Raw genomic sequence first — 20,782 nt, forward strand, 5'->3', positions numbered from 1 at the left:
GTGTCCTCTATTCTGTTTCGGCGTTGAATTTTTTACGTAATGCCTGATGAATTTTTGCTTGCTCTTCATCAGTCAGCGCTTGGTATTCGTTATTAGATACGACAAAGAAATCCTCGGCACGTTCACCTACCGTTGTAATACGGGCAGCGTGAATGTGTAGTAAATGCGCTTGGAAAACTTCGGCTATTTTGGTTAGTAAACCTTGTATATCGACGGCTTGAATTTCTATTAAGCTACGGTCTTTGCGTGCATGTGGGCGCAACACAATTTTAGGTTTAATATTAAAATCTTTAAAGCGTTGAGAGCGGCTTTTTTTAAAGCGAATCTTTTTACGCGGATCGCTTAGTGCTTGCTCAAGCCCACGTTTAATTGATTGCGCTCGACCACTTGCAATAGGGTCGCCACTTACTTCAAGTATTACAAAGCTAAACAAGACGTAGCCGTCTTTTGTGGTCAGTACTTGCGCGTGTTGTATTTGCGCTTTTTTAGAGCCAATCACACTTACTAATCGGGCAAACAGTGGGCCAGAGTAGGGGCTGTATACAAATACTTGTGTGCCACCATGCATAGCTTTGTTAGATACAACAACACTTGGCTGGCTTAAGTCTGTGCTACTTAATAAATGCTCACTTTGCCATGATATTTGCTGTTCGCTAAAGGCGGTAAAGTAGTTGGCTTTAAAGCGGCTCCAAATTAAATCAATTTTTTCCTCTTGATAACCCAGATTTATTAAGCGTTGTTTAGCTTGGTGCTTTTTGTCGCGAATTTGGTCGCGTTGATCCATTGGGTTTTCGAGCCCTAGACGCAAAGCGCGTTGCGTGTGTAAGTATAGCTCACGCAGTAGGGTGTTTTTCCAATCGTTCCATAAGTTGTCGTTGGTTGCACGTATGTCGGCAACGGTTAAACAATATAAGTAGTCGAGTTGGCGCTCTGTTTTAACGCGTGTAGCGAAGTCTTTTATTACAGCAGGATCGTTAATGTCTTTACGCTGTGCGGTAACCGACATAAGTAAATGATTACTTACAAGCCATGCAACGAGCTTTGCATCCACCGATGAAAAACCATGTAATTTAGCAAATGCTATTGCGTCAACAGCGCCAAGTTCTGAGTGGTCGCCACCTCGGCCTTTAGCAATGTCGTGAAATATACCGGCTAAATAAAGTAGCTCTGGTTTGTCCATTCGAGTGACTATTTCACTACAAATAGGAAACTCGCTAATGCCTGTTTTATCAAAATATTCGTAAATGTTTTTGATTAATTTGTGAGTGTGCTCATCTACGGTGTACGCGTGAAACAAATCAAACTGCATTTGCCCAAATATATTACGCCACTGCGGTAAGTAGGCGGCAAGCATGCCGTGCTTGTGCATGAGCGTAAATGCGCGGCCCATGCCGTTAGGGTGTTTAACTAAGCGCAAAAAGGCTTCGCGACAGGCTGCGTAATCTTGCAAATCGCCCAATAAACGACGGCGCACTTGGCGAATAGTACGAATAGTACTTGGGTAAATATGCGTTATTGCTGGGTTATCGGCTATGTGCTCAAACAATACAAAGAGTTGGTCGCGTCTAAAAAATACCGACGGATCTTTTACGCGTATTTGATGACCTACTTGCTCAAAGTTTCTGTCGAGTTCTATTGCTGCCACAGCACTACTTTCGGGCATTATACTTTGTTCAAAGTATGAAAGTAGCATTTGGTTAAGTTCGCGCACGCGGCTCATTATTCTAAATAAGCGTTTCATCATACGCTCAACAGAGGCTTTACCGTCGCTACCAAAACCTAAAATTTCGGCGGCTTGCGGTTGATGATCAAACAATAAGCGGTTTTCAGCTCGACCTGCAGCTAAATGCAGTGCAAAGCGAATGTTCCATAGGTTTTCTAGGCACTCAGAAAGCTCTTGAAACTCTTCGTGAGTTAAGTATCCGTGGCTTATTAACTCTTGCAGGGTTTCGGTTCTAAAATGCTTTTTTGCCACCCAAATAATGGTTTGTAAGTCGCGCAGACCACCGGGGTTTTCTTTAATGTTTGGCTCAAGATTATACGCTGTGCCGTGGCACTTTCTGTGGCGTAAGTTTTGTTCTTGAACTTTGGCAGTAAAAAATTCACCTGAGCGCCATACTGGCGTTTCAAGAATATGCATTTTGAGTTTTTCAAACTCAATGTGGTTACCAAAAATAAGGCGGCTTTCGAGCAAGCTGGTGGCAAAAGTAACGTCTTCACGTTTTTGCTCAATGGCTTGTTCTATCGTACGCACGCTGTGACCAATCTCTAAGTTGAGATCCCATAGCATGGTGACAAACTGGCCTATTTTTTCGCATATTTCTTCGCTTGGCGGTTTAGTTACAAGCAATAAAAAGTCGATGTCGGAGTAGGGATGTAGCTCACCACGTCCGTATCCGCCTACCGCTATTAATGCTAAATCAGGTTCGCGCGCTAAGTCGTAAACATGAAAAAGCTTAATGAGTAGGCGGTCAATAAACTCAGCCCGGGCATTAATTAAATTCCCAACCGGTTGTTTAGAAAATTCGTTATGTAACCATTTATAAAAATAGCTAGAACAATCGCGATAATCACTAAGTTGCTCTGCATCGCTAAGCAACTTTTTTACTTTGTTGGGTAATGCCACGTGGGCTGGCTCCTTGTTGAACCTTTCACACGGATAAGAATTTTCTTATCAAGTGTTTCGGTTTTATTAGTGTTCTATGATCCGCTCGATAGTATCATCTGATCGTAGCGTTAAAATTTCAACACCATTTTCAGTCACTAATAAAGTATGTTCCCACTGCGCAGACAAACTACGGTCGCGTGTTACTACTGTCCAATCATCTTTAAGAAGCTTACATTGGCGTTTACCCGCATTAACCATAGGTTCAATAGTTAAACACATACCTGCTTTTAAGGCCTCGCCGGTACCGGCTTTACCGTAATGCATTATTTGTGGTTCTTCATGAAATCCTGCGCCGATACCGTGGCCGCAATATTCACGTACAATTGAGTAGTTAAAGCTCTCTGCATATTTTTGAATTGCTGAGCCAATATCACCCAAGCGCACACCTGGTTTTACCATTTTAATAGCAAGGTATAAGCTTTCTTGTGTTACTTCTGCAAGACGCTTAGCTTGAATGTTTGGTGTACCAACGTGGAACATTTTAGATGTGTCGCCGTGGTAACCATCTTTAATGACAGTTACGTCGATATTTACACTGTCGCCTTCTTTTAATGCTTTGTCATTTGGAATTCCGTGACAAATAACATGATTAACTGACGTACAAACTGATTTTGGAAAGCCATGATAATTTAACGGAGCAGGGATTGCTTGTTGCACATTAACAATATAATCATGACAAAGTGTATTTAGCTCATCGGTGGTAACACCTGGCACTACATGAGGGCCGATCATTTCAAGTACATCGGCCGCTAAGCGCCCAGCTACGCGCATTTTCTCTATTTCTTCAGGGGTCTTGATAATAGCGCTCATTGAGGCTCCAAAGTTGAGTTTTTAACATTTATCGTCGAACAAATTTTGCACGCGACGTTGAGTATTTAATTTTAATATGGTATAAAGCGCGCCGTCTTTTTACAAATAAATTCTTAAATGATTTTTTGTATTTAAGGCAAACACAATTTTATTTTAACACACACACGTATCGTCACATACACTTGGGTGCATTTGAAGTTTAATTACTTCGGTGTTGGTGCTATGGGATATGTGGAGGCCTAACCCTAAACAACTATAGAGGATCTATAAAATGGCAAACGTTTCAATGCGCGATATGCTTCAAGCTGGTGTTCACTTTGGTCACCAAGCACGTTACTGGAACCCTAAGATGAAGCCTTTCATCTTCGGCACACGTAACCGTGTACATATCATCAACCTTGAGCAAACTGTACCAATGTTCAACGACGCACTTAAGTTTTTATCAAGTGCTGCAGCAAACAAAGGTAAAGTTCTTTTCGTTGGTACTAAGCGCGCAGCAAGCGACGCAGTTAAATCAGCTGCTTTAGAAAGCGACCAGTTCTTCGTAAATCACCGTTGGTTAGGTGGTATGTTGACTAACTGGAAAACTGTACGTCAATCAATCAAGCGTCTTAAAGACCTTGAAGCACAAAGCCAAGACGGAACTTTCGAGAAATTAACTAAGAAAGAAACGTTAACGCTTAACCGCGAAATGGAAAAGCTTGAAAAGAGCCTTGGTGGTATCAAAAACATGGGCGGTCTTCCAGATGCGCTTTTCGTTATCGATGCTGACCACGAGCACATTGCTATCCGTGAAGCAAACAACCTAGGTATTCCAGTTGTTGCAATCGTAGATACTAACTCTAACCCAGACGGTGTTGATTACATCGTACCTGGTAACGATGATGCTATCCGTGCTGTAAGCCTTTACACTAGCGCTGTTGCAGCTGCTATTACTGAAGGTCGCGAGAATAACATCGTTGCTCAAGCTGAGAAAGACGATTTCGTTGAAGCTGAGTAATTAGCTGTCATCAAGTCTTCATCTTTTTAAGGTGAAGACTTGCTATTCTTGTCGAGCGGGTAACCCGCTTATCTAACCTGATTTCAGATTTGAGGATTTACTAATGGCTGTAACTACTGCCCTAGTTAAAGAATTACGCGAGCGCACAGGCGCTGGCATGATGGATTGTAAAAAAGCGTTAACTGAGACTGATGGCGACATCGAGTTAGCGATTGAAAACATGCGTAAAAGTGGCGCTGCTAAAGCTGCTAAAAAAGCAGGTAACATTGCTGCTGAAGGTACTATCATCATCAAGCAAAACGCGGGTGTTGCAGTACTAGTAGAAGTTAACTGTCAAACAGATTTCGTTGCAAAAGACGTAAGCTTCTTAGCATTTGCTAACAAAGTTGCTGACGCTGCAATTGCTGACACTATCTCTATCGAAGACTTACAAGCTAAGTTTGAAGAAGACCGTGTTGAGCTAGTTACTAAAATTGGCGAAAACATCAATGTACGTCGTTTACAGTACGTAACTGGTGAAAACCTAGTTGAGTACCGTCATGGCGATCGTATCGGTGTTGTTGTTGCGGGTGTTGCTGATGAAGAAACACTTAAGCACGTTGCAATGCACGTTGCTGCATCTAGCCCTGAATACTTAACACCTTCAGATGTACCAGCCGATGTTGTTGCTAAAGAAAAGCAAGTACAAATCGAAATCGCGATGAATGAAGGCAAGCCTGCTGAAATCGCTGAGAAGATGGTTGTTGGCCGCATGAAAAAATTCACTGGTGAGGTTTCTCTTACTGGTCAAGCTTTCATCATGGAGCCTAAGAAAACTGTTGGCGATATTCTTAAAGAGAAAAACGCAACAGTTACTAGCTTCGTACGTGTAGAAGTTGGTGAAGGTATCGAGAAGAAAGAAGAAGATTTTGCTGCTGAAGTTGCTGCTCAAATTGCTGCTGCTAAAGCTAAGTAAGATTACTATTTGTGAAGGATAATGAAATTAGATGCAATTAAAGTACTATTTGGTTTTGCTTCGCAGCTAGAAATTCTTTAAAATAACCGCGCTTTTATGTTTAACATAAGCGCGGTTATTTTTTATCCATAATTCAATAAAAGTTGGCCCCAATACTATGACTATCAATCGCAAACCTATTTTTAGACGTGTTCTTCTCAAATTAAGTGGTGAAGCTTTAATGGGAGACGAAGGCTTCGGCATCGATCCTAAAGTTTTAGACCGTATGGCACAAGAAATTAAAGAGCTAGTAGAGCTCGACGTAGAAGTGGGTTTAGTTATTGGTGGAGGTAACTTTTTACGCGGTGGATCACTTGCAGAAGCAGGTATGAATCGCGTAGTAGGCGATCACATGGGTATGCTTGCAACGGTTATGAACGGCCTTGCAATGCGTGATGCGCTACACCGTGCATTTGTAAATTGTCGTCTTATGTCGGCTATTCCGCTTAATGGTGTATGTGACGCTTATAACTGGGCTGAAGCAATTAGTTTATTGAAAACTGGTCGCGTAGTTATTTTTGCAGCGGGTACTGGTAACCCATTTTTTACTACCGATTCTGCAGCATGTTTACGCGGTATCGAAATTGAAGCGGATACAGTAATTAAAGCGACTAAGGTTGATGGCGTATACAGTGATGACCCTGTTAAAAACCCAGATGCGACGCTTTATACCCACTTAAGCTACAATGAAATCATTGAAAAAGAATTAAAAGTTATGGATTTAGCGGCATTTACTCTAGCCCGCGATCACAATATGCCATTGAGCGTATTTAACATGAATAAATCAGGCGCGCTAAAACGCGTAATTATGGGTGAAGAAGAAGGTACACTTATTTCTTCACAAGCCTCAGATGAAATAATCAAATAATTAGGATTAAACCGTGATTAACGATATTCAAAAAGACGCGCAAGCGCGCATGCAAAAAAGTGTAACTGCACTAGGTAGCCAATTATCTAAAATTCGTACTGGCCGTGCACATCCTGCAATCCTAGATGGCATTATGGTGTCGTACTACGGTGCACCAACGCCTTTAAACCAAGTTGCTAACGTAACAATTGAAGATTCTCGTACACTTGCTATTGGTGTATTTGATAAGTCTTTAGCGCAAGCTGTTGAAAAAGCAATTATGGCATCTGACTTAGGTTTAAACCCTATGTCGGCAGGTACTGTTATTCGCGTACCACTTCCTCCACTTACAGAAGAGCGTCGTAAAGACCTAATCAAAATTGTACGCGGCGAAGTTGAAGGCGGTCGTGTTGCTATTCGTAACATTCGTCGTGATGCTAATGGCGATGTAAAGGGTTTATTAAAAGATAAAGACATATCTGAAGATGAAGCGCGTCAATCAGATGATGCGATTCAAAAGCTTACTGATAAGTTTATTAAAGAAATGGATACTTTATTAGCTGCCAAAGAAACAGAATTGATGGAAATCTAAGCAACTAAAATTATTAGTTTTGAAACGCCGTCTAGGGTATACTAGGCGGCGTTTTTTTATGGAATACTCGATATTTATGGTTCTAGATGCTGACACAATTTCACAGCAATGTTTACCCAAACATGTTGCTATCATCATGGATGGGAACGGACGTTGGGCGCAAGCTAGAAATAGACCTCGTGTGTATGGGCATAAAAAAGGCGTAGACGCAGTTCGTCAATCTGTTCAGTTTTGTACTAAATTAGGGATACAATCGTTAACCTTATTTGCTTTTAGTAGTGAAAACTGGCGCCGCCCTGAAGACGAAGTAAACACTTTAATGGAGCTTTTCTTATTTGTTTTAACAAAGGAAGTTAAAAAGCTTCATAAAAACAATGTAAAACTGACCATTATTGGAGACTTATCACGATTTTCTGAAGGATTACGTAGCAAGGTAGACGCTGCGCATAAGCTGACTGAAAATAACACCGGGTTGCGTTTAAATGTTGCAGCTAATTACGGTGGTCGTTGGGATGTTGCCAATGCGGCAAAACAACTTGCTTTGCAAGTTGCGCAGGGCACACTAAACGCAGAAGATATTACAGAAGAGCGCTTAGCACAGCATATGAGCATGGCAGATCAGGCAGAACCTGATTTACTTATTCGCACTGGTGGCGATGTTCGTATTAGTAATTTTTTACTATGGCAAGTTGCTTATGCAGAACTTTACTTTACCGAGACACTTTGGCCAGATTTTAATGAAGCAGCATTTGCTGAGGCCATTGCGTGTTACGTTGCCAGAGAGCGACGTTTTGGTTGTACGGGCGAACAAATAAAACAATTACTCGCTCAAACCTAAATAGAATAAGGGTCACATTTTGTTAAAACAACGAATTTTAACCTCTCTAGTGCTAGCTCCATTAGCATTGGCTTTGGTTTTTTATACACCGCTTACGTTATTTAGTTACTTTGCTGGTGCAATTGTATTATTAGGCGCATGGGAATGGTCTGCATTTATGGGCCTTTGCGACAAGCTTAAACGTGCTGCCTTTGTTGTGTTTATTGGCGCTTTACTTGCCTTGCTTAATTTACATTGGCCTATTGAATCATTATGGGAAAATGGCAAGCTAGTCGGTGATGCAAATTACGTATTTACGCTTTCGTTTGCTTGGTGGATTGTTGCTAGCTATTTAATTTGGCGCTACCCAGAGATGGCTAAAGCGTGGAATGAAGGCCTAGTTATGCGCGGCATTGCAGGGCTACTCACGCTTGTACCGCTATGGCTTGCTCTAAATACACTACGTAGCGCGCAATATGCTGAATCAACTCATTTTGGTTCGGTGCTTATTTTAGTGGTACTCGGTATTGTATGGAGCGCAGATGTGGGTGCTTACTTTACGGGTAAAAGTTTTGGTAAACATAAGTTAATGCCTAAAGTAAGCCCTAATAAAACAATTGAAGGGTTAGCAGGCGGTGTAGTCGCTTCTATTATTTTTGTATTAGCATTTTGTCACTTTACCGATGTTGATTTAGTTGTATGGCCTGTGTACGCGATAATGACAGCATTTATTGCGTTGTTTTCTGCGGTAGGTGATTTACTGGAAAGCATGTTTAAACGTGAAGCTGGTTTAAAAGATAGCGGTCGATGTTTACCAGGACACGGCGGTATTTTAGATAGAATTGACAGCTTAACGGCTGCTGCTCCAATGTTTGTTATGTGCTATGCGTGGAGTCTTAGTTTATGAGCCAAAAGCAATTGCTGGTTATTTTAGGCGCAACAGGCTCAATTGGTTTAAGTGCACTTGATGTTGTGTCGCGCAATAAAGAGTTATTTGATGTTTTTGTTTTGGCTGCAGGACAAAATGCAAAGAAAATGGCGGAGTTGTGTATTGAACATGAACCGCTTTATGCGATTATGGCTAACCAGCAGGCCGCAGAGCAGTTATCTGCGTATTTAGCTAATACTCAGTGCCAAACTCTTGTTATGCACGGTGAGCAAGCAATGAGTGACTTATGTGCTCATCCCGATGTTGACATTGTAATGTCGGCAATTGTAGGTGCAGCTGGTTTACTACCCACATTAAGTGCTGTTGAAGCGGGTAAAAAAGTACTACTAGCTAATAAAGAATCTTTAGTTATGTCAGGTCAGTTGTTTATTGATAAAGTTAAACAACATAAAGCCACTTTGCTGCCAATAGATAGCGAACATAATGCAATTTTTCAATGCCTACCTTCTTCGTTACAAAATGCCAAAGGCGATCAAAAACTACAGCAACATGGCGTAAGTAAAATTTTGCTTACCGGCTCTGGTGGCCCATTTTTAACGCGTGATATAAATACGTTAAAAGATGTAACCGTAAGTGAAGCCGTTGCACACCCTAACTGGTCGATGGGTCAAAAAATATCAGTAGATTCCGCAACTATGATGAACAAAGGCTTAGAGTTTATTGAAGCTAAGTGGTTATTCAATTGTGATGCTAGTGATATTGATGTGGTTATTCATCCACAAAGTATCATTCATTCAATGGTGCAGTACCACGATGGTTCTATTTTAGCGCAAATGGGTAACCCCGATATGCGCACGCCAATTGCCCATGCACTTGCGTATCCTGAGCGAATTAATGCGGGTGTTAAACCGTTAAACTTCTCTGACATTTGTGATTTTTCGTTTACTAAACCGGATTTTTCTCGTTATCCAAATTTACAATTAGCAATTGATGCGTGTAGTGCAGGGCAGGGGGCGACAACAACGGTTAACGCAGCAAATGAAATAGCTGTGGGCGCATTCTTAAACGGTAAAATTGGTTTTACCGATATATACAAAATAAATGCACAGACGCTAGAAGCTGCAACTTACACCAATGTGCAAAGCCTAGATGAAATTTTAGAGTGTGATAAATTAGCGCGTATTAGCGCTTCAGAATTTATAACAAAAGTGGCGCATTAATATGTTTGATTTTTTTTGGAATCTTGGCTCATTTATTTTAGCGCTTGGTATTTTAGTGGCCATACATGAATATGGCCATTTTTGGGTTGCACGAAAAATGGGCGTTAAAGTGCTGCGTTTTTCAATTGGTTTTGGTAAGCCACTGTTAAAATGGCATGACAAATATAATACCGAATACGTGATTGCAGCTATTCCATTAGGCGGCTATGTAAAAATGCTTGATGAGCGAGTTGATGACGTACCAGCAAATCAACGTCACTTATCGTTTAACTCTAAATCTGTACAAGCGCGTATTGCTATTGTTGCTGCGGGACCAATGGCTAACTTTCTGTTTGCCATTTTTGCTCTTGCGGTGATGTATATGGTAGGAGTGCAATCGGTTAAGCCAGTTGTTGGCAGCATAACCGAAGGCAGTCGCGCAGAGCAGGCGGGCATTATGCCTTCTCAACATATTATAAAAATTGGTGATGATGACATAACGACATGGCAAGATGCCACGTTTGCGCTTATGTCTAACTTAGGCGAAGAAAGCGTTGAAGTTATTGTTCGTGATAAAAACCTTCAACCACGCGTTAAAACGCTTAATTTAGAGGGGTGGAAGCTTGACCAGCGAGACGTACCACCATTAAGTTCGTTAGGTATTGTGCCATTTAGACCTCAAGCAACTTTAACAATTGCCGCCGTAACTAAAGACTCAGCCGCAGAACACGCTAATTTACAAGTTAACGACACAATTTTGGCTGTAAACGGTGAAACAATAAGCAATTGGCAGCAATTAGTTAATCTTATTACGCAATCAGCTAACAAATCTTTACAATTTAGTGTAAAAAGACAAGATACTATACAAGCCATTACAGTTACCCCTAAAGGGCGCATTGATAATAACGGTATTGAGCAAGGCTTTTTAGGTGTTGCTCCTGTTGTACAGCAATGGCCTGATGGCTATGTAGAGACAAGGCATTACGGCCCGCTCGATAGTATTGTGCGAGGCACAAAAGAAACGTGGCGCTTAATTACACTCAGTTTTGACATGATTGGTAATTTAATTACAGGCCAGGTTTCGGTTAAAAATTTAAGTGGTCCTGTGGGCATTGCAGTAGGCGCTGGAACTAGCGTAAGCTATGGGTTAGTGGCCTTTTTAAGCTTTTTAGCCTTAATAAGCGTTAACTTGGGTGTATTTAATTTATTACCCTTACCAGTGCTTGATGGCGGACACTTAATGTATTACATAATTGAACTTTTTCGTAAAAAGCCGGTCTCTGAAAAGACACAAGAGTTTGGTTTTAAAGTGGGTGCCTTGTTGCTCATTTTTCTAACATGTTTCGCTTTGTTCAATGATGTATCGCGTTTGTAGTTACAGCGTGGCAAATTACTAATTAGAACACGATTGTAAAGCACCACTAGTAAGGTGTTATGCGGTAATACAGTTGTAAAGGATAAAGATAATAAAATGGCTATAAAAAAACATTTGGCAATAACAAGTTTATTGGGTGCAAGTTTTGCAGCCCTAGGCCAAAACTCCTTTATTGTTGAAGACCTGAAAGTTGAAGGTTTGCAGCGCGTAGCACTTGGTGCAGCGCTAACACATATTCCTATTAACGTAGGCGATAATGTTGATGACTATACGATTTCAAAAACAATAAAGTCACTTTATCGTTCTGGGCACTTTGATAACATAAAAGCACTTCGTGATGGCAACAACGTTATTTTTAAAGTAACGGAACGTCCTACCATCAGCTTTATTGAGTTTGAAGGCAATAAAGACATTAAAGACGAGCAGCTTAATGAGTCTCTTGATCAGCAAGATATTCGCCAAGGTGAACCACTTGATAAAACCGTTATCGATAGTATCGAAAAAGGCTTAGTTGAGTTTTTCCACAGCATTGGTAAATACAACGCTAAAGTAGATATCAGTATTACAAAGCTGCCACGTAACCGCGTTAAACTTAAGTTAGAGTTTGATGAAGGTGATGCTGCTTCTATCCGCCAAATTAACTTAGTGGGTAATGAACTTTTTTCTAATGAAGAGCTTCTTAAACTTGCTGAATCGCAGCAAGATTTACCTTGGTGGCAGTTTATGGGTAGCGACCGTTACCAAAAGCAAACCATTGAAGGCGATTTAGAAAAAATTCGTAGTTATTATTTAGACCGTGGTTACCTACGTTTTAATATCGACTCAACGCAAGTTTCAGTGAGCCCTGAACGTGAATCAGTTTACGTTACAGCTAACTTAACTGAAGGCGTAAAATATAAAGTTAAAGGTTTTGACTTTATTGGTGACTTGCTTGGCCGTGAAGACTTAATTAAAAGTGTTATCCCACTTAGAGCGGGTGAGCTTTATAACGGTTCTGTAGTTACTTCATCTGAAGAGTTTATTAAAAGCTACTTAGCACGTTTTGGTTACGCTAATGCTGAAGTGCGTACAATTCCAGAAATTGACGACGAAAAGCAAGAAGTACAATTAACACTGTCGGTTAATCCAGGTAAGCGTGTATACGTTCGTCGTATTATTGTTGGTGGTAACCAAAATACGGCAGATGAAGTACTTCGTCGTGAAATGACACAACTTGAAGGCGCATGGTTATCTAATCAAAACCTTGAGCGTTCAAAGCTGCAAATTCAACGCCTACCTTACATGGAAACTGTTGATTTTAACGTAGTGCCTGTACCCGGTGTGGATGACCAAGTAGATGTAGACTTTACTGTAAAAGAGCAATCTGCAGGTAGCTTTAATGCTGGTCTTGCTTATGGTTCTTACTTAGGTCTGCAGTTTAATATTGGTGTAACAGAATCTAACTTTTTAGGCACAGGTAACCAAATTGGTTTAAACCTTAATACGTCTACAGGTTCTGAAAGCTTAAGCTTATCGTACACAGACCCATACTTTACGCCAGATGGTGTATCGCAAGGCAGTAGCATCTTTTACAGAAACTACGATGCAAGTAAATTCAGTCTTGTTGAATATAAATCGAAAAGTTATGGTTTAGGCACAAATATTGGTTTTCCAATTGATGCTGTAAATCGTGTTAACTTTGGCGCCCGTTGGATTAAAGAAGAGCTTTCGGATATTGCAGAGTACGAGCAAACGCGTGTACTTCGTGAAACATTCTTAGATCCAGATAACCCAGATGCAGGCTTTGACTTTACTAAGTATGAGCTGAGTGTTGGCTGGTCGCGTATCACCGTTAACCGTGGTTTATTCCCAACAGCGGGTTCGCGTCAAACTCTAAACTTAACAGCAACAACGCCTAACTCAGATCTTCAGTACTTTAAACTGAACTACGATTCGCGTTTTTACTGGCCTATATCAAATGACCACCGTTGGGTATTCTCGACGCGTGCAGCACTTGGTTATGGTAACGGTTATGGTTCTACAAACGGGTATGAGCAAACACTTCCATTCCAAGAGTACTTCCGTATAACGGAAATGGAACTACGTGGCTTTGACCGTAATACGATATTACCACGTGCTGTGTCGCGTATACCGCAGTCTATTCCGGGTACGCCAGGTGCAGACGGTACTACAACCGGTAGCATTGGTGGTGCATCAGAATTTGATATTCTAGTGCCACAAGGTCGTATTGGTGGTAATGCTAAAGCAGTGGCAGGTATGGAGCTAATTGTTCCTACACCATTCTTAGATGAAGAAAATACCAGCTCTGTACGTACTAGCTTCTTTGTTGATGCTGCAAACGTATGGGATACTGAGTTTAACGTAGACCGCTATCAAAACTTAGGCGTTGATGAACGTGCTAAATTAGATGACTATTCAGACCCAATGCGTTTTAGGGTTTCAACCGGTCTTTCATTACAATGGATCTCTCCAATGGGTCCAATGCTGATCAGTTTTGCGTATCCATTGCAAAAAGAAGAAGATGACGATACGAAAACTATCAGCTTTAACATTAGTAACACTTTCTAAAGGAGTTTTTTGTGAAAAAATTATTTAAATCAACAGCTGTAGCAGTTTTAGCAACGTTAATGATGGGTACTTCTGTGAATGCATTTGCACACAAAGTGGGTATTGTTGATATGCAGGAAATCTACAAGCAAATTCCTCAAATGGCTAAAATTGAACAGTCTTTACAAACTGAGTTTGCTGAACGTCGTCAAGAGCTTGAAAAGTTACAAGGCGATATTCGTTTTGAAGCTGAAAAATTTAAACGTGAAAGTACAACTATGAGCCAAGCTCAAAAAGATACTCTGCGTGAAAAAATTCAAGGCATGCAAAAAAATCTTGCTGAACAAGGTCGCCCTTTAGAGCAAGAGATTAAAGCGCGTCAAAACCAAGAGCTTGCTAAAGTTCAAGGTGTAATCATCAAAACAATTGAAGAGATTGCTAAAGACGGCGACTTCGACGAAGTTAAAGTAAAAGACACTACTATTTACTTTAACCCTAAAGAAGTGACTGATCTTTCATCTAAAGTTGTAGCCGCTGTTAGTAAGAAATAATCACTCTATGCAAAATTATACGCTTTCGCAAATTGCGGAACTTCTAGGCGCCGAACTTCAGGGTGATGGCGCTTTAGAAATAAAAAAAATAGCGACACTTGCAAATGCCCATTCTGGGCATATTGCATTTTTAGCGAACTCAAAATATCGATCGCAACTTGAAACTACCCAAGCTAGTGCTGTAATAGTAAGCCAAGCCGATGCAGAGTACTTTAGTGGCAGCAAAATTATTGTTGCTAATCCGTATGTAAGTTACGCAAAATTAGCGCAATTTATGGATACAACACCACGCTCAGCCTCGACGGGTATTCATCCAAGTGCAACTGTTCATTCAACAGCGATTGTTAGTGATAGCGCCGCTATTGGTGCTAACGCAGTCATTGAAGCTCATGCAGTGATAGGTAACAACGCGCAAATTGGTCCGAACAGTTTTATCGGGGAACGTGTTAAAATAGGTTCTGGCACTAAGCTTTGGCCTAGTGTGACTATTTATCACGATGTTGAAATTGGTTCAGATTGTTTGTTTCAAGCAAATAGTGTTGTAGGTAGTGATGGGTTTGGCTATGCAAATGAGCGCGGGCAGTGGGTTAAAATACCTCAGCTTGGTTCAGTGATCATAGGCAACAAAGTTGAAATTGGTGCAAGTACGACAATTGATCGTGGTGCACTGGACAATACCATCATTCATAGCAACGTTATTATCGATAATCAGTGTCAAATAGCGCACAACGTTGAAGTTAATTCAGGCACCGCAATAGCGGGCTGCACTGTACTTGCAGGAAGCGTTACCATTGGCAAAAACTGTCAAATTGGTGGCATGGTTGCAATTAATGGTCACATGTCTGTATGTGATGGTGTTATAATTACCGGCATGAGTATGGTGACAAAATCAATCACCGAACCAGGTATTTACTCATCTGGTATGCCCCATACAACAAACAAAGAATGGCGTAAATCAATAGCTCACTTGCGTAACCTTTCAGACATGAAATCTCGTCTTAAAGCGCTTGAAGCATTGGCTAAGTCATAACGTTGAACACTAATAAGGATGCTATTTTGGCAAACGAATTAAATAGCCTTGATATTCAAGAAATTTTAAGTTTATTACCGCACCGTTACCCGATGCTATTAATTGATCGTGTTATTGATTTTACACCTGGCAAGTCTTTACATGCTATTAAAAATGTTTCTATAAATGAACCGATTTTTACTGGGCACTTTCCAAATCAGCCAATTTTTCCTGGTGTGCTAATATTAGAATCAATGGCGCAAGCAACGGGTTTATTAGGTTTTAAAACAGTAGAAAACCGTAGCGAAAACGAATTGTATTTGTTTGCTGCTGTTGATAACGCACGTTTTAAACAACCTGTAATTCCTGGTGATACAATGCATCTTCATGTTGAGTTTTTAAAAGAACGTCGCAACATTTGGAAGTTTGCTGCAGAAGCTAGAGTCGACGGCAAAATAGTGTGTAGTGCCGAAATTATGTGTGCGAGAAGAGAGTTTTAATAGTGATCCATTCTACAGCAATAATCGAACCTGGCGCTAAACTAGGCAACAATGTCTCAGTTGGTCCGTATAGTTATATTGGCAATGATGTTGTTATCGGTGATAACTGTATTATTGAGTCTCACGTTGTTGTTAAAGGGCCGTCAACTATTGGCTCTGGCAATCATATTTTTCAGTTTGCGTCTGTGGGTGAAGCCTGCCAAGACAAAAAATACAACAACGAGCCAACCACTTTAATAATGGGTGATAACAACGTTATCCGTGAATGTGCCACTATTCACCGTGGTACGATTCAAGACCAAGGTGTTACTAAAATTGGTAGTAATAATTTGTTTATGGCTTATACACACGTTGCACATGACGCGGTAATTGGCGATAACGTAATTTTTGCTAACAACGCAAGTGTGGCCGGCCATGTACATGTAGGCGATTGGGTTATCCTTGGTGGTAATTCGGGTGTTCATCAGTTTTGTAAAATTGGTGCACATGCCTTTATTGGTATGTATTCAGGTGTTAACAAAGATGTACCACCATTTGTTACTACCATTGGTATGCCAGCAGGTCCTGCAGCTATCAATAAAGAAGGCATGAAGCGTCGTGGTTTCGAAAGTGATGAAATTATGGCTGTACGCCGTGCATACAAAGCATTTTATCGTAAAAGCTTAGGTGCTGAAGAAGCTATTGAGTCGCTTAGTGAAGATGCCGCAAAGTATCCTGCTGTGAAATTGATGGTAGACTTTGTTAAAAACTCAGAGCGCGGCATCGTAAGATAATTCGCGGGTTTGCTTTAAGCATTAAAAAACCACCCTAGATGATAAATCGAAGGTGGTTTTTTATTGCCCTGCTTTAAGCTAATTCAGTTAATACTCAGGGTAATTGAGTTAGTATGCGGGTAATTTATATAATAAAAGCCGTCCTATGCGTTTACCTAAGTTAGTTGTCACTCTTTTTATTACTTCAGTTTTAGCCGCTTGTAGTAGCCAGCCTATTGTTAAATCATCTGCTGGAGAAATCACTCAAGTTGGGAAAGCATCTTTTTATGCTGATAAATACCACGGAAGAACAACCGCCAACGGAGAGCGCTTTAGTCAACAAGCCGCCACGGCAGCCCATTTAGAATTCGATTTTGGTACTACGGTGGTTGTTACTAATCTAGCCAATAACAAATCAGTCACGGTAAGAATTAACGATAGAGGCCCGTATGTGCGAGGTCGTATTATTGATTTATCAAAAAGTATGTTTAAAAAGATAGCCGACCCTAAGGTCGGCGTTATTGATGTATCAGTAAAGGTTTTAAAACCGGGTAGTTAGCGCAACATAACCAGGATAAGCCCCACTGAGCTCTTTATGAGAGCCTTGTGCGACTACTTTACCGCCTTCCAACCATACAACATTATCCATTTGAGCAAGTAGAGCGGGATCGTGCGTAATTGTGAGCACGCTCGCGTTATTCATAACATGCATTATTGCTTGCATTACCCCTTGCTTAGACTGATTATCAAGACCTTCTGTTGGTTCATCAAGAACTAAAATAGCTGGGCTTTTAAGTAATGCTTGTGCAATGGCTATACGTCTAGACTGACCTTGCGACACATTACGCCCGCCAGTGCCTAATCGTGTTTTTAAACCTTCTTTTAGCTCATTAAACCACGGGCTTAATTGCGCTAACGAGAGGGCTTCAATCATTTGCTCTTTAGTTGCATTTGGCGCGGCATAACGTAAATTTTCACTCAGTGTGCCATCAAAAATATGGTGTTGCTGGGCTAATATATTGATAACACTTGCGCGTATATCATTATTTAACGAATGTAAGTCAACAACGCTATTTTGATTGTTTAGCGTTATGCTGCCTTGTTGTAAAGGCCATAAACCAGTAAGTAGATTTACAAGCGTTGTTTTACCGCTGCCGCTTCTACCTACAATCGCTACTTTTTGCTGGGGCATTAGCTCAAAACTGATATTAGTAAGCGCTGTTTGCTCACCATATTGGTAGCTAATATTGTTAAGTGCTAACGTGTGGTTTTGCGCGCTAAAGTTTTCATCAACGTCTACATGTGCATCTTTAGCTTGTGAGTTAGCGGCTTTATCTTCAAGTGTAAACAACCGCTCTGCTGCTTTTAATACACTAGGAAGCTCTATAAACGCATTGGGTAGTAGCAATACGCTTTCAAAGCTTGCCAGTACAAATAAACTTAACATAGCAAGTTCTACATTTACCATACTGTTGGTGTAAACCAGTGGGACAATGGTTACTATGCTAGCAAGCATCGCTAATTGAACAACTAACAAGCTTAACCCATCTGAGTTTGCTAGTGCTTTGTGGCGAATAAATAATTGCTGATTGTACTGCTCGCTTAATTCGTCGCACTTATTAAGTTGCTGCGAACGGGCTTGATAAATACTAAGCTCTCTAAGGCCTGTGAGTGTATCTGAAAGCTCAGAGCGAAGTTGTGCACTAAGTTGTGTTTCTTTATGGCTGTTTTTAGTGAGCTTTGCGCTGAGTAGGGCAGGTATAACCACACCAATAAGTATAATGCCAGTAAAGCAAATAAGGGCGACGTTGCCATTATAGGCCGACATAAACAGCATGATGATTGGCACACTTAAAAGAGCGACCAGCATAGGAAGCAAAACGTTTAAATAAAACTTGTCGAGTGCGTCTACATCGTTTTGTAATCGGTTAACTAGATCAGCGCTGCGGCTCATTGCTAAATCAACATTGTTAAGCTTACTTAACGTTGCAAAGACATTGGTACGTATTTCACTTAGTAATAAAAACGTGGCGTTATGAGTAACTAGGCGTTCGCCATAGCGCGATGCAGTTCGTACAATTGCTAAAAACCGAATCGTTCCTGCTGGAGTAAAGTAGTTCATTTGCACGCCCGCAAGACCTGCAGCTGCCATTGATGCTAAAAACCAGCCAGAAATAGCCAACAAGCCCACATTAGCTAATACCGTAATCGTTGCTAAAAATGTACCCAATAGCATCGCTTTATAATGAGGAGCACAAAGCTTTAATAAGCGAATAAAATTATGCATGCGCAACCCCTTGTTTGGCCGTTTTTAATAAATCAGCAAATGCACCATTTTGCGCTGCAAGTGTTTCAAAGTGACCTTGCTCAGCTATTTTCCCATCGTGCATAACAATGATATTGCTGGCATGTTTAACGGTATTTAGTCGATGAGCAATGACTAATACTAAGTTATTTTTAGCATATTCATTAATAGCATCTTGAATAAGCTGCTCTGTTTGGCTATCAAGGTGCGCTGTAGGCTCATCAAGCACTAAAACTGGTGCTTGTTTTATGAATGCACGTGCGAGTGCGATACGTTGCTTTTGCCCGCCAGAAAGTCCTTCCCCTTGCTCACCTATCAGTGTGTTAAAACCATCGGGTAGGGTATTTATAAATTCAAGCACACCAGCTTGCTTTGCTGCATGTTCAAGCTCTTGCTGTGTGGCAGTTGGTTTGGCCAATTTAATGTTGGCAGCAATGGTGTCGAAAAACAGCGTCGCTTTTTGTGGTATCCATGCAATGTTATTTTGCAGGTAAGTAATATCGGTTGTGCTTAAACTCTGCCCATTAATAGATAGGTGGTTAATCACCTCAGGGTGAAACCCTAATAGGCAATCAAACAACGTACTTTTACCTGATCCACTACTGCCCACAACGGCAATTAAGCCTTTATTTGGCAGTGTTAAATTTATATTTTTAATCCCTTCGTTACTATCTGGGTATATAAAATTAAGGTCGGTAATACTTATGGAGTTAATTGCACTTAAAGTAAAATTGTTTTCAGGCGTGCTGGTAGTTACGGGCTCACTTTCGTCACTTGGCAGTGGTGCATTTAAAATCGCAACCATATCGGCAGCGGCACTAATGCCTTGTAATCGTGCATGGTAATGGCTACCTAGCTGGCGCAGTGGTAAATAAAATTCAGGCGCTAAAAGTAGCACCACAAAGCCAGTAGCAAAATCAAGAGTGCCAAAAAACAGTCTAAAACCAATAATTACTGCGACTAATGCCACGCTAATGGTGGCTAAAAACTCAAGTGCAAATGATGATAAAAACGCGATTTTTAAAACATCGAGTGTAGCGTGTCTAAAATCATCTGAAATTTTAGCTATTTGTTTAAGCTCGGTACGTGTTGCATTAAATAGCTTGAGTTGAGTTAAACCTTGTACGCGGTCAAAAAAGTAATTGCCCAGTACAGCAAGTTGCTTCCAGCGTTTTTGGTTTAAAGCTTCGGCTTTTGAGCCTACCAAAATCATGAAAAAAGGAATGAGCGGGGCGGTTAATAAAAATATCAACCCAGCTTTATAATCTGTCGGAAAAATAACAACCAATATTGCCAGCGGAATAAGCGCGCTGTAAGCAGCACCGGGTAGGTATTTAGCATAATAGTCGTGGAGTGCTTCTACGCCATTATGTAGGGTATTTAATGTAGCGCCTTGGCCGTGTTGTTCTATATAGCTTGGGCCAAGTAAGCTGAGCTTATTTAGAAGTGTTTGGCGCATAGCCGATTTTATTTTAAGTGCAGCATATGCACTCAAGCGTTCGCTTAATGCTAAAAACACCGCGCGCAATAAAATAATGCCTGCTAAGGGCCATAATAAATGAGTAACTTGGGCTAAATTATTACCTTCAAACATAACGTTGTGAATAGTTTGCGCAAGTAAATAAGCACCTGCAATCATCAGTAATGCGTTAAAAGTACCCAGTGCAATGCTTAACTTTAACCACACTGCAGCGGGTTTACTTTGACGCTTTAAAAAAGCGCGCAGTGATTGCTGCTGCGCGCGATCTGGTCGGGGGTTAGTCGTCATCTTTTGTGTTGTTAGCATCGTTTAATAAATCGTGCATGGCTTGTTCATCATCAGCAATGCTGTTTTTATTTTGATGAAATTCGTACCACATTACATTTATTACACCTAAGGTACAGGCCAAAAGTACACCTAAAATCCAAGCGAAATACCACATAGTTT

19 protein-coding genes are annotated in these 20,782 nt (G+C 40.8%); 14 read left to right on the top strand and 5 right to left on the bottom strand.

The window, feature by feature from the left end:
• Positions 1-7: 7 nt before the first annotated feature.
• Positions 8-2,626, bottom strand: a complete 2,619-nt coding sequence (glnD, locus tag PARC_RS05375; protein WP_007580974.1) for a [protein-PII] uridylyltransferase — start codon at positions 2,624-2,626, stop codon at positions 8-10.
• A gap of 66 nt (positions 2,627-2,692) precedes the next feature.
• Complete coding sequence (map, locus tag PARC_RS05380; protein ID WP_007580976.1) at positions 2,693-3,478, bottom strand: type I methionyl aminopeptidase; 786 nt, start codon at positions 3,476-3,478, stop codon at positions 2,693-2,695.
• A gap of 271 nt (positions 3,479-3,749) precedes the next feature.
• On the opposite strand from map, the gene rpsB reads away from it, so the two are divergent.
• The 14 genes from rpsB to PARC_RS05450 all read left to right on the top strand — a co-directional run bounded on the left by rpsB (position 3,750) and on the right by PARC_RS05450 (position 17,109).
• Positions 3,750-4,478 (top strand): 30S ribosomal protein S2, encoded by a 729-nt coding sequence (gene rpsB / locus PARC_RS05385; RefSeq protein ID WP_007580978.1) that lies wholly within the window; start codon positions 3,750-3,752, stop codon positions 4,476-4,478.
• Positions 4,479-4,581: 103 nt separating this feature from the next.
• Positions 4,582-5,433: a translation elongation factor Ts gene (tsf, locus tag PARC_RS05390; RefSeq protein WP_007580981.1), complete on the top strand. Its 852-nt coding sequence runs from the start codon at positions 4,582-4,584 to the stop codon at positions 5,431-5,433.
• Between the two features lie 157 nt (positions 5,434-5,590).
• Positions 5,591-6,340: a UMP kinase gene (gene pyrH, locus PARC_RS05395; protein WP_007580982.1), complete on the top strand. Its 750-nt coding sequence runs from the start codon at positions 5,591-5,593 to the stop codon at positions 6,338-6,340.
• 49 nt (positions 6,341-6,389) lie between these two features.
• Complete coding sequence (gene frr / locus PARC_RS05400; RefSeq protein ID WP_206008562.1) at positions 6,390-6,911, top strand: ribosome recycling factor; 522 nt, start codon at positions 6,390-6,392, stop codon at positions 6,909-6,911.
• A 58-nt stretch (positions 6,912-6,969) separates the two neighbouring features.
• On the top strand, positions 6,970-7,749 hold the full coding sequence (gene uppS / locus PARC_RS05405) for an undecaprenyl pyrophosphate synthase (protein WP_007580985.1): 780 nt from the start codon (positions 6,970-6,972) through the stop codon (positions 7,747-7,749).
• Positions 7,750-7,768: 19 nt separating this feature from the next.
• Positions 7,769-8,635 carry a phosphatidate cytidylyltransferase gene (locus PARC_RS05410; protein WP_010553747.1) on the top strand — a complete coding sequence of 289 codons (867 nt, stop codon included), beginning with the start codon at positions 7,769-7,771 and terminating at the stop codon, positions 8,633-8,635.
• Complete coding sequence (gene ispC / locus PARC_RS05415; RefSeq protein WP_010553746.1) at positions 8,632-9,837, top strand: 1-deoxy-D-xylulose-5-phosphate reductoisomerase; 1,206 nt, start codon at positions 8,632-8,634, stop codon at positions 9,835-9,837. The genes PARC_RS05410 and ispC overlap by 4 nt, the downstream gene beginning before the upstream one ends.
• Position 9,838: 1 nt before the next feature.
• Positions 9,839-11,191 carry a sigma E protease regulator RseP gene (rseP, locus tag PARC_RS05420; protein WP_010553745.1) on the top strand — a complete coding sequence of 451 codons (1,353 nt, stop codon included), beginning with the start codon at positions 9,839-9,841 and terminating at the stop codon, positions 11,189-11,191.
• A 96-nt stretch (positions 11,192-11,287) separates the two neighbouring features.
• Complete coding sequence (gene bamA, locus PARC_RS05425) at positions 11,288-13,759, top strand: outer membrane protein assembly factor BamA (RefSeq protein WP_007580991.1); 2,472 nt, start codon at positions 11,288-11,290, stop codon at positions 13,757-13,759.
• Between the two features lie 11 nt (positions 13,760-13,770).
• On the top strand, positions 13,771-14,289 hold the full coding sequence (locus PARC_RS05430; protein ID WP_007580993.1) for an OmpH/Skp family outer membrane protein: 519 nt from the start codon (positions 13,771-13,773) through the stop codon (positions 14,287-14,289).
• Positions 14,290-14,296: 7 nt separating this feature from the next.
• A complete protein-coding gene (lpxD, locus tag PARC_RS05435; protein ID WP_010553744.1) occupies positions 14,297-15,319 on the top strand; it encodes a UDP-3-O-(3-hydroxymyristoyl)glucosamine N-acyltransferase in 1,023 nt (340 codons plus the stop codon).
• Between the two features lie 26 nt (positions 15,320-15,345).
• Positions 15,346-15,798: a 3-hydroxyacyl-ACP dehydratase FabZ gene (gene fabZ / locus PARC_RS05440; protein WP_007580997.1), complete on the top strand. Its 453-nt coding sequence runs from the start codon at positions 15,346-15,348 to the stop codon at positions 15,796-15,798.
• A gap of 2 nt (positions 15,799-15,800) precedes the next feature.
• Complete coding sequence (lpxA, locus tag PARC_RS05445) at positions 15,801-16,571, top strand: acyl-ACP--UDP-N-acetylglucosamine O-acyltransferase (protein WP_007580998.1); 771 nt, start codon at positions 15,801-15,803, stop codon at positions 16,569-16,571.
• A gap of 145 nt (positions 16,572-16,716) precedes the next feature.
• A complete protein-coding gene (locus PARC_RS05450) occupies positions 16,717-17,109 on the top strand; it encodes a septal ring lytic transglycosylase RlpA family protein (RefSeq protein WP_010553743.1) in 393 nt (130 codons plus the stop codon).
• On the opposite strand, the gene cydC is transcribed toward PARC_RS05450, so the two are convergent.
• Genes cydC through cydX form a run of 3 tightly spaced genes read right to left on the bottom strand, consistent with a single transcriptional unit; the run spans position 17,092 to position 20,777 of the window.
• A complete protein-coding gene (gene cydC / locus PARC_RS05455) occupies positions 17,092-18,837 on the bottom strand; it encodes a thiol reductant ABC exporter subunit CydC (protein WP_010553742.1) in 1,746 nt (581 codons plus the stop codon). The two genes, PARC_RS05450 and cydC, sit on opposite strands and share 18 nt — an antisense overlap.
• Positions 18,830-20,623 carry a thiol reductant ABC exporter subunit CydD gene (cydD, locus tag PARC_RS05460; RefSeq protein WP_010553741.1) on the bottom strand — a complete coding sequence of 598 codons (1,794 nt, stop codon included), beginning with the start codon at positions 20,621-20,623 and terminating at the stop codon, positions 18,830-18,832. Before cydD ends, cydC begins: the two co-directional genes overlap by 8 nt.
• Entirely contained in the window at positions 20,613-20,777 is a 165-nt protein-coding gene (gene cydX / locus PARC_RS05465; protein ID WP_002958303.1) for a cytochrome bd-I oxidase subunit CydX, read from the bottom strand. The genes cydD and cydX overlap by 11 nt, the downstream gene beginning before the upstream one ends.
• Positions 20,778-20,782: the final 5 nt, after the last annotated feature.

It is taken from the genome of Pseudoalteromonas arctica A 37-1-2 (assembly GCF_000238395.3).
GTDB classification, from domain to species: domain Bacteria; phylum Pseudomonadota; class Gammaproteobacteria; order Enterobacterales; family Alteromonadaceae; genus Pseudoalteromonas; species Pseudoalteromonas arctica.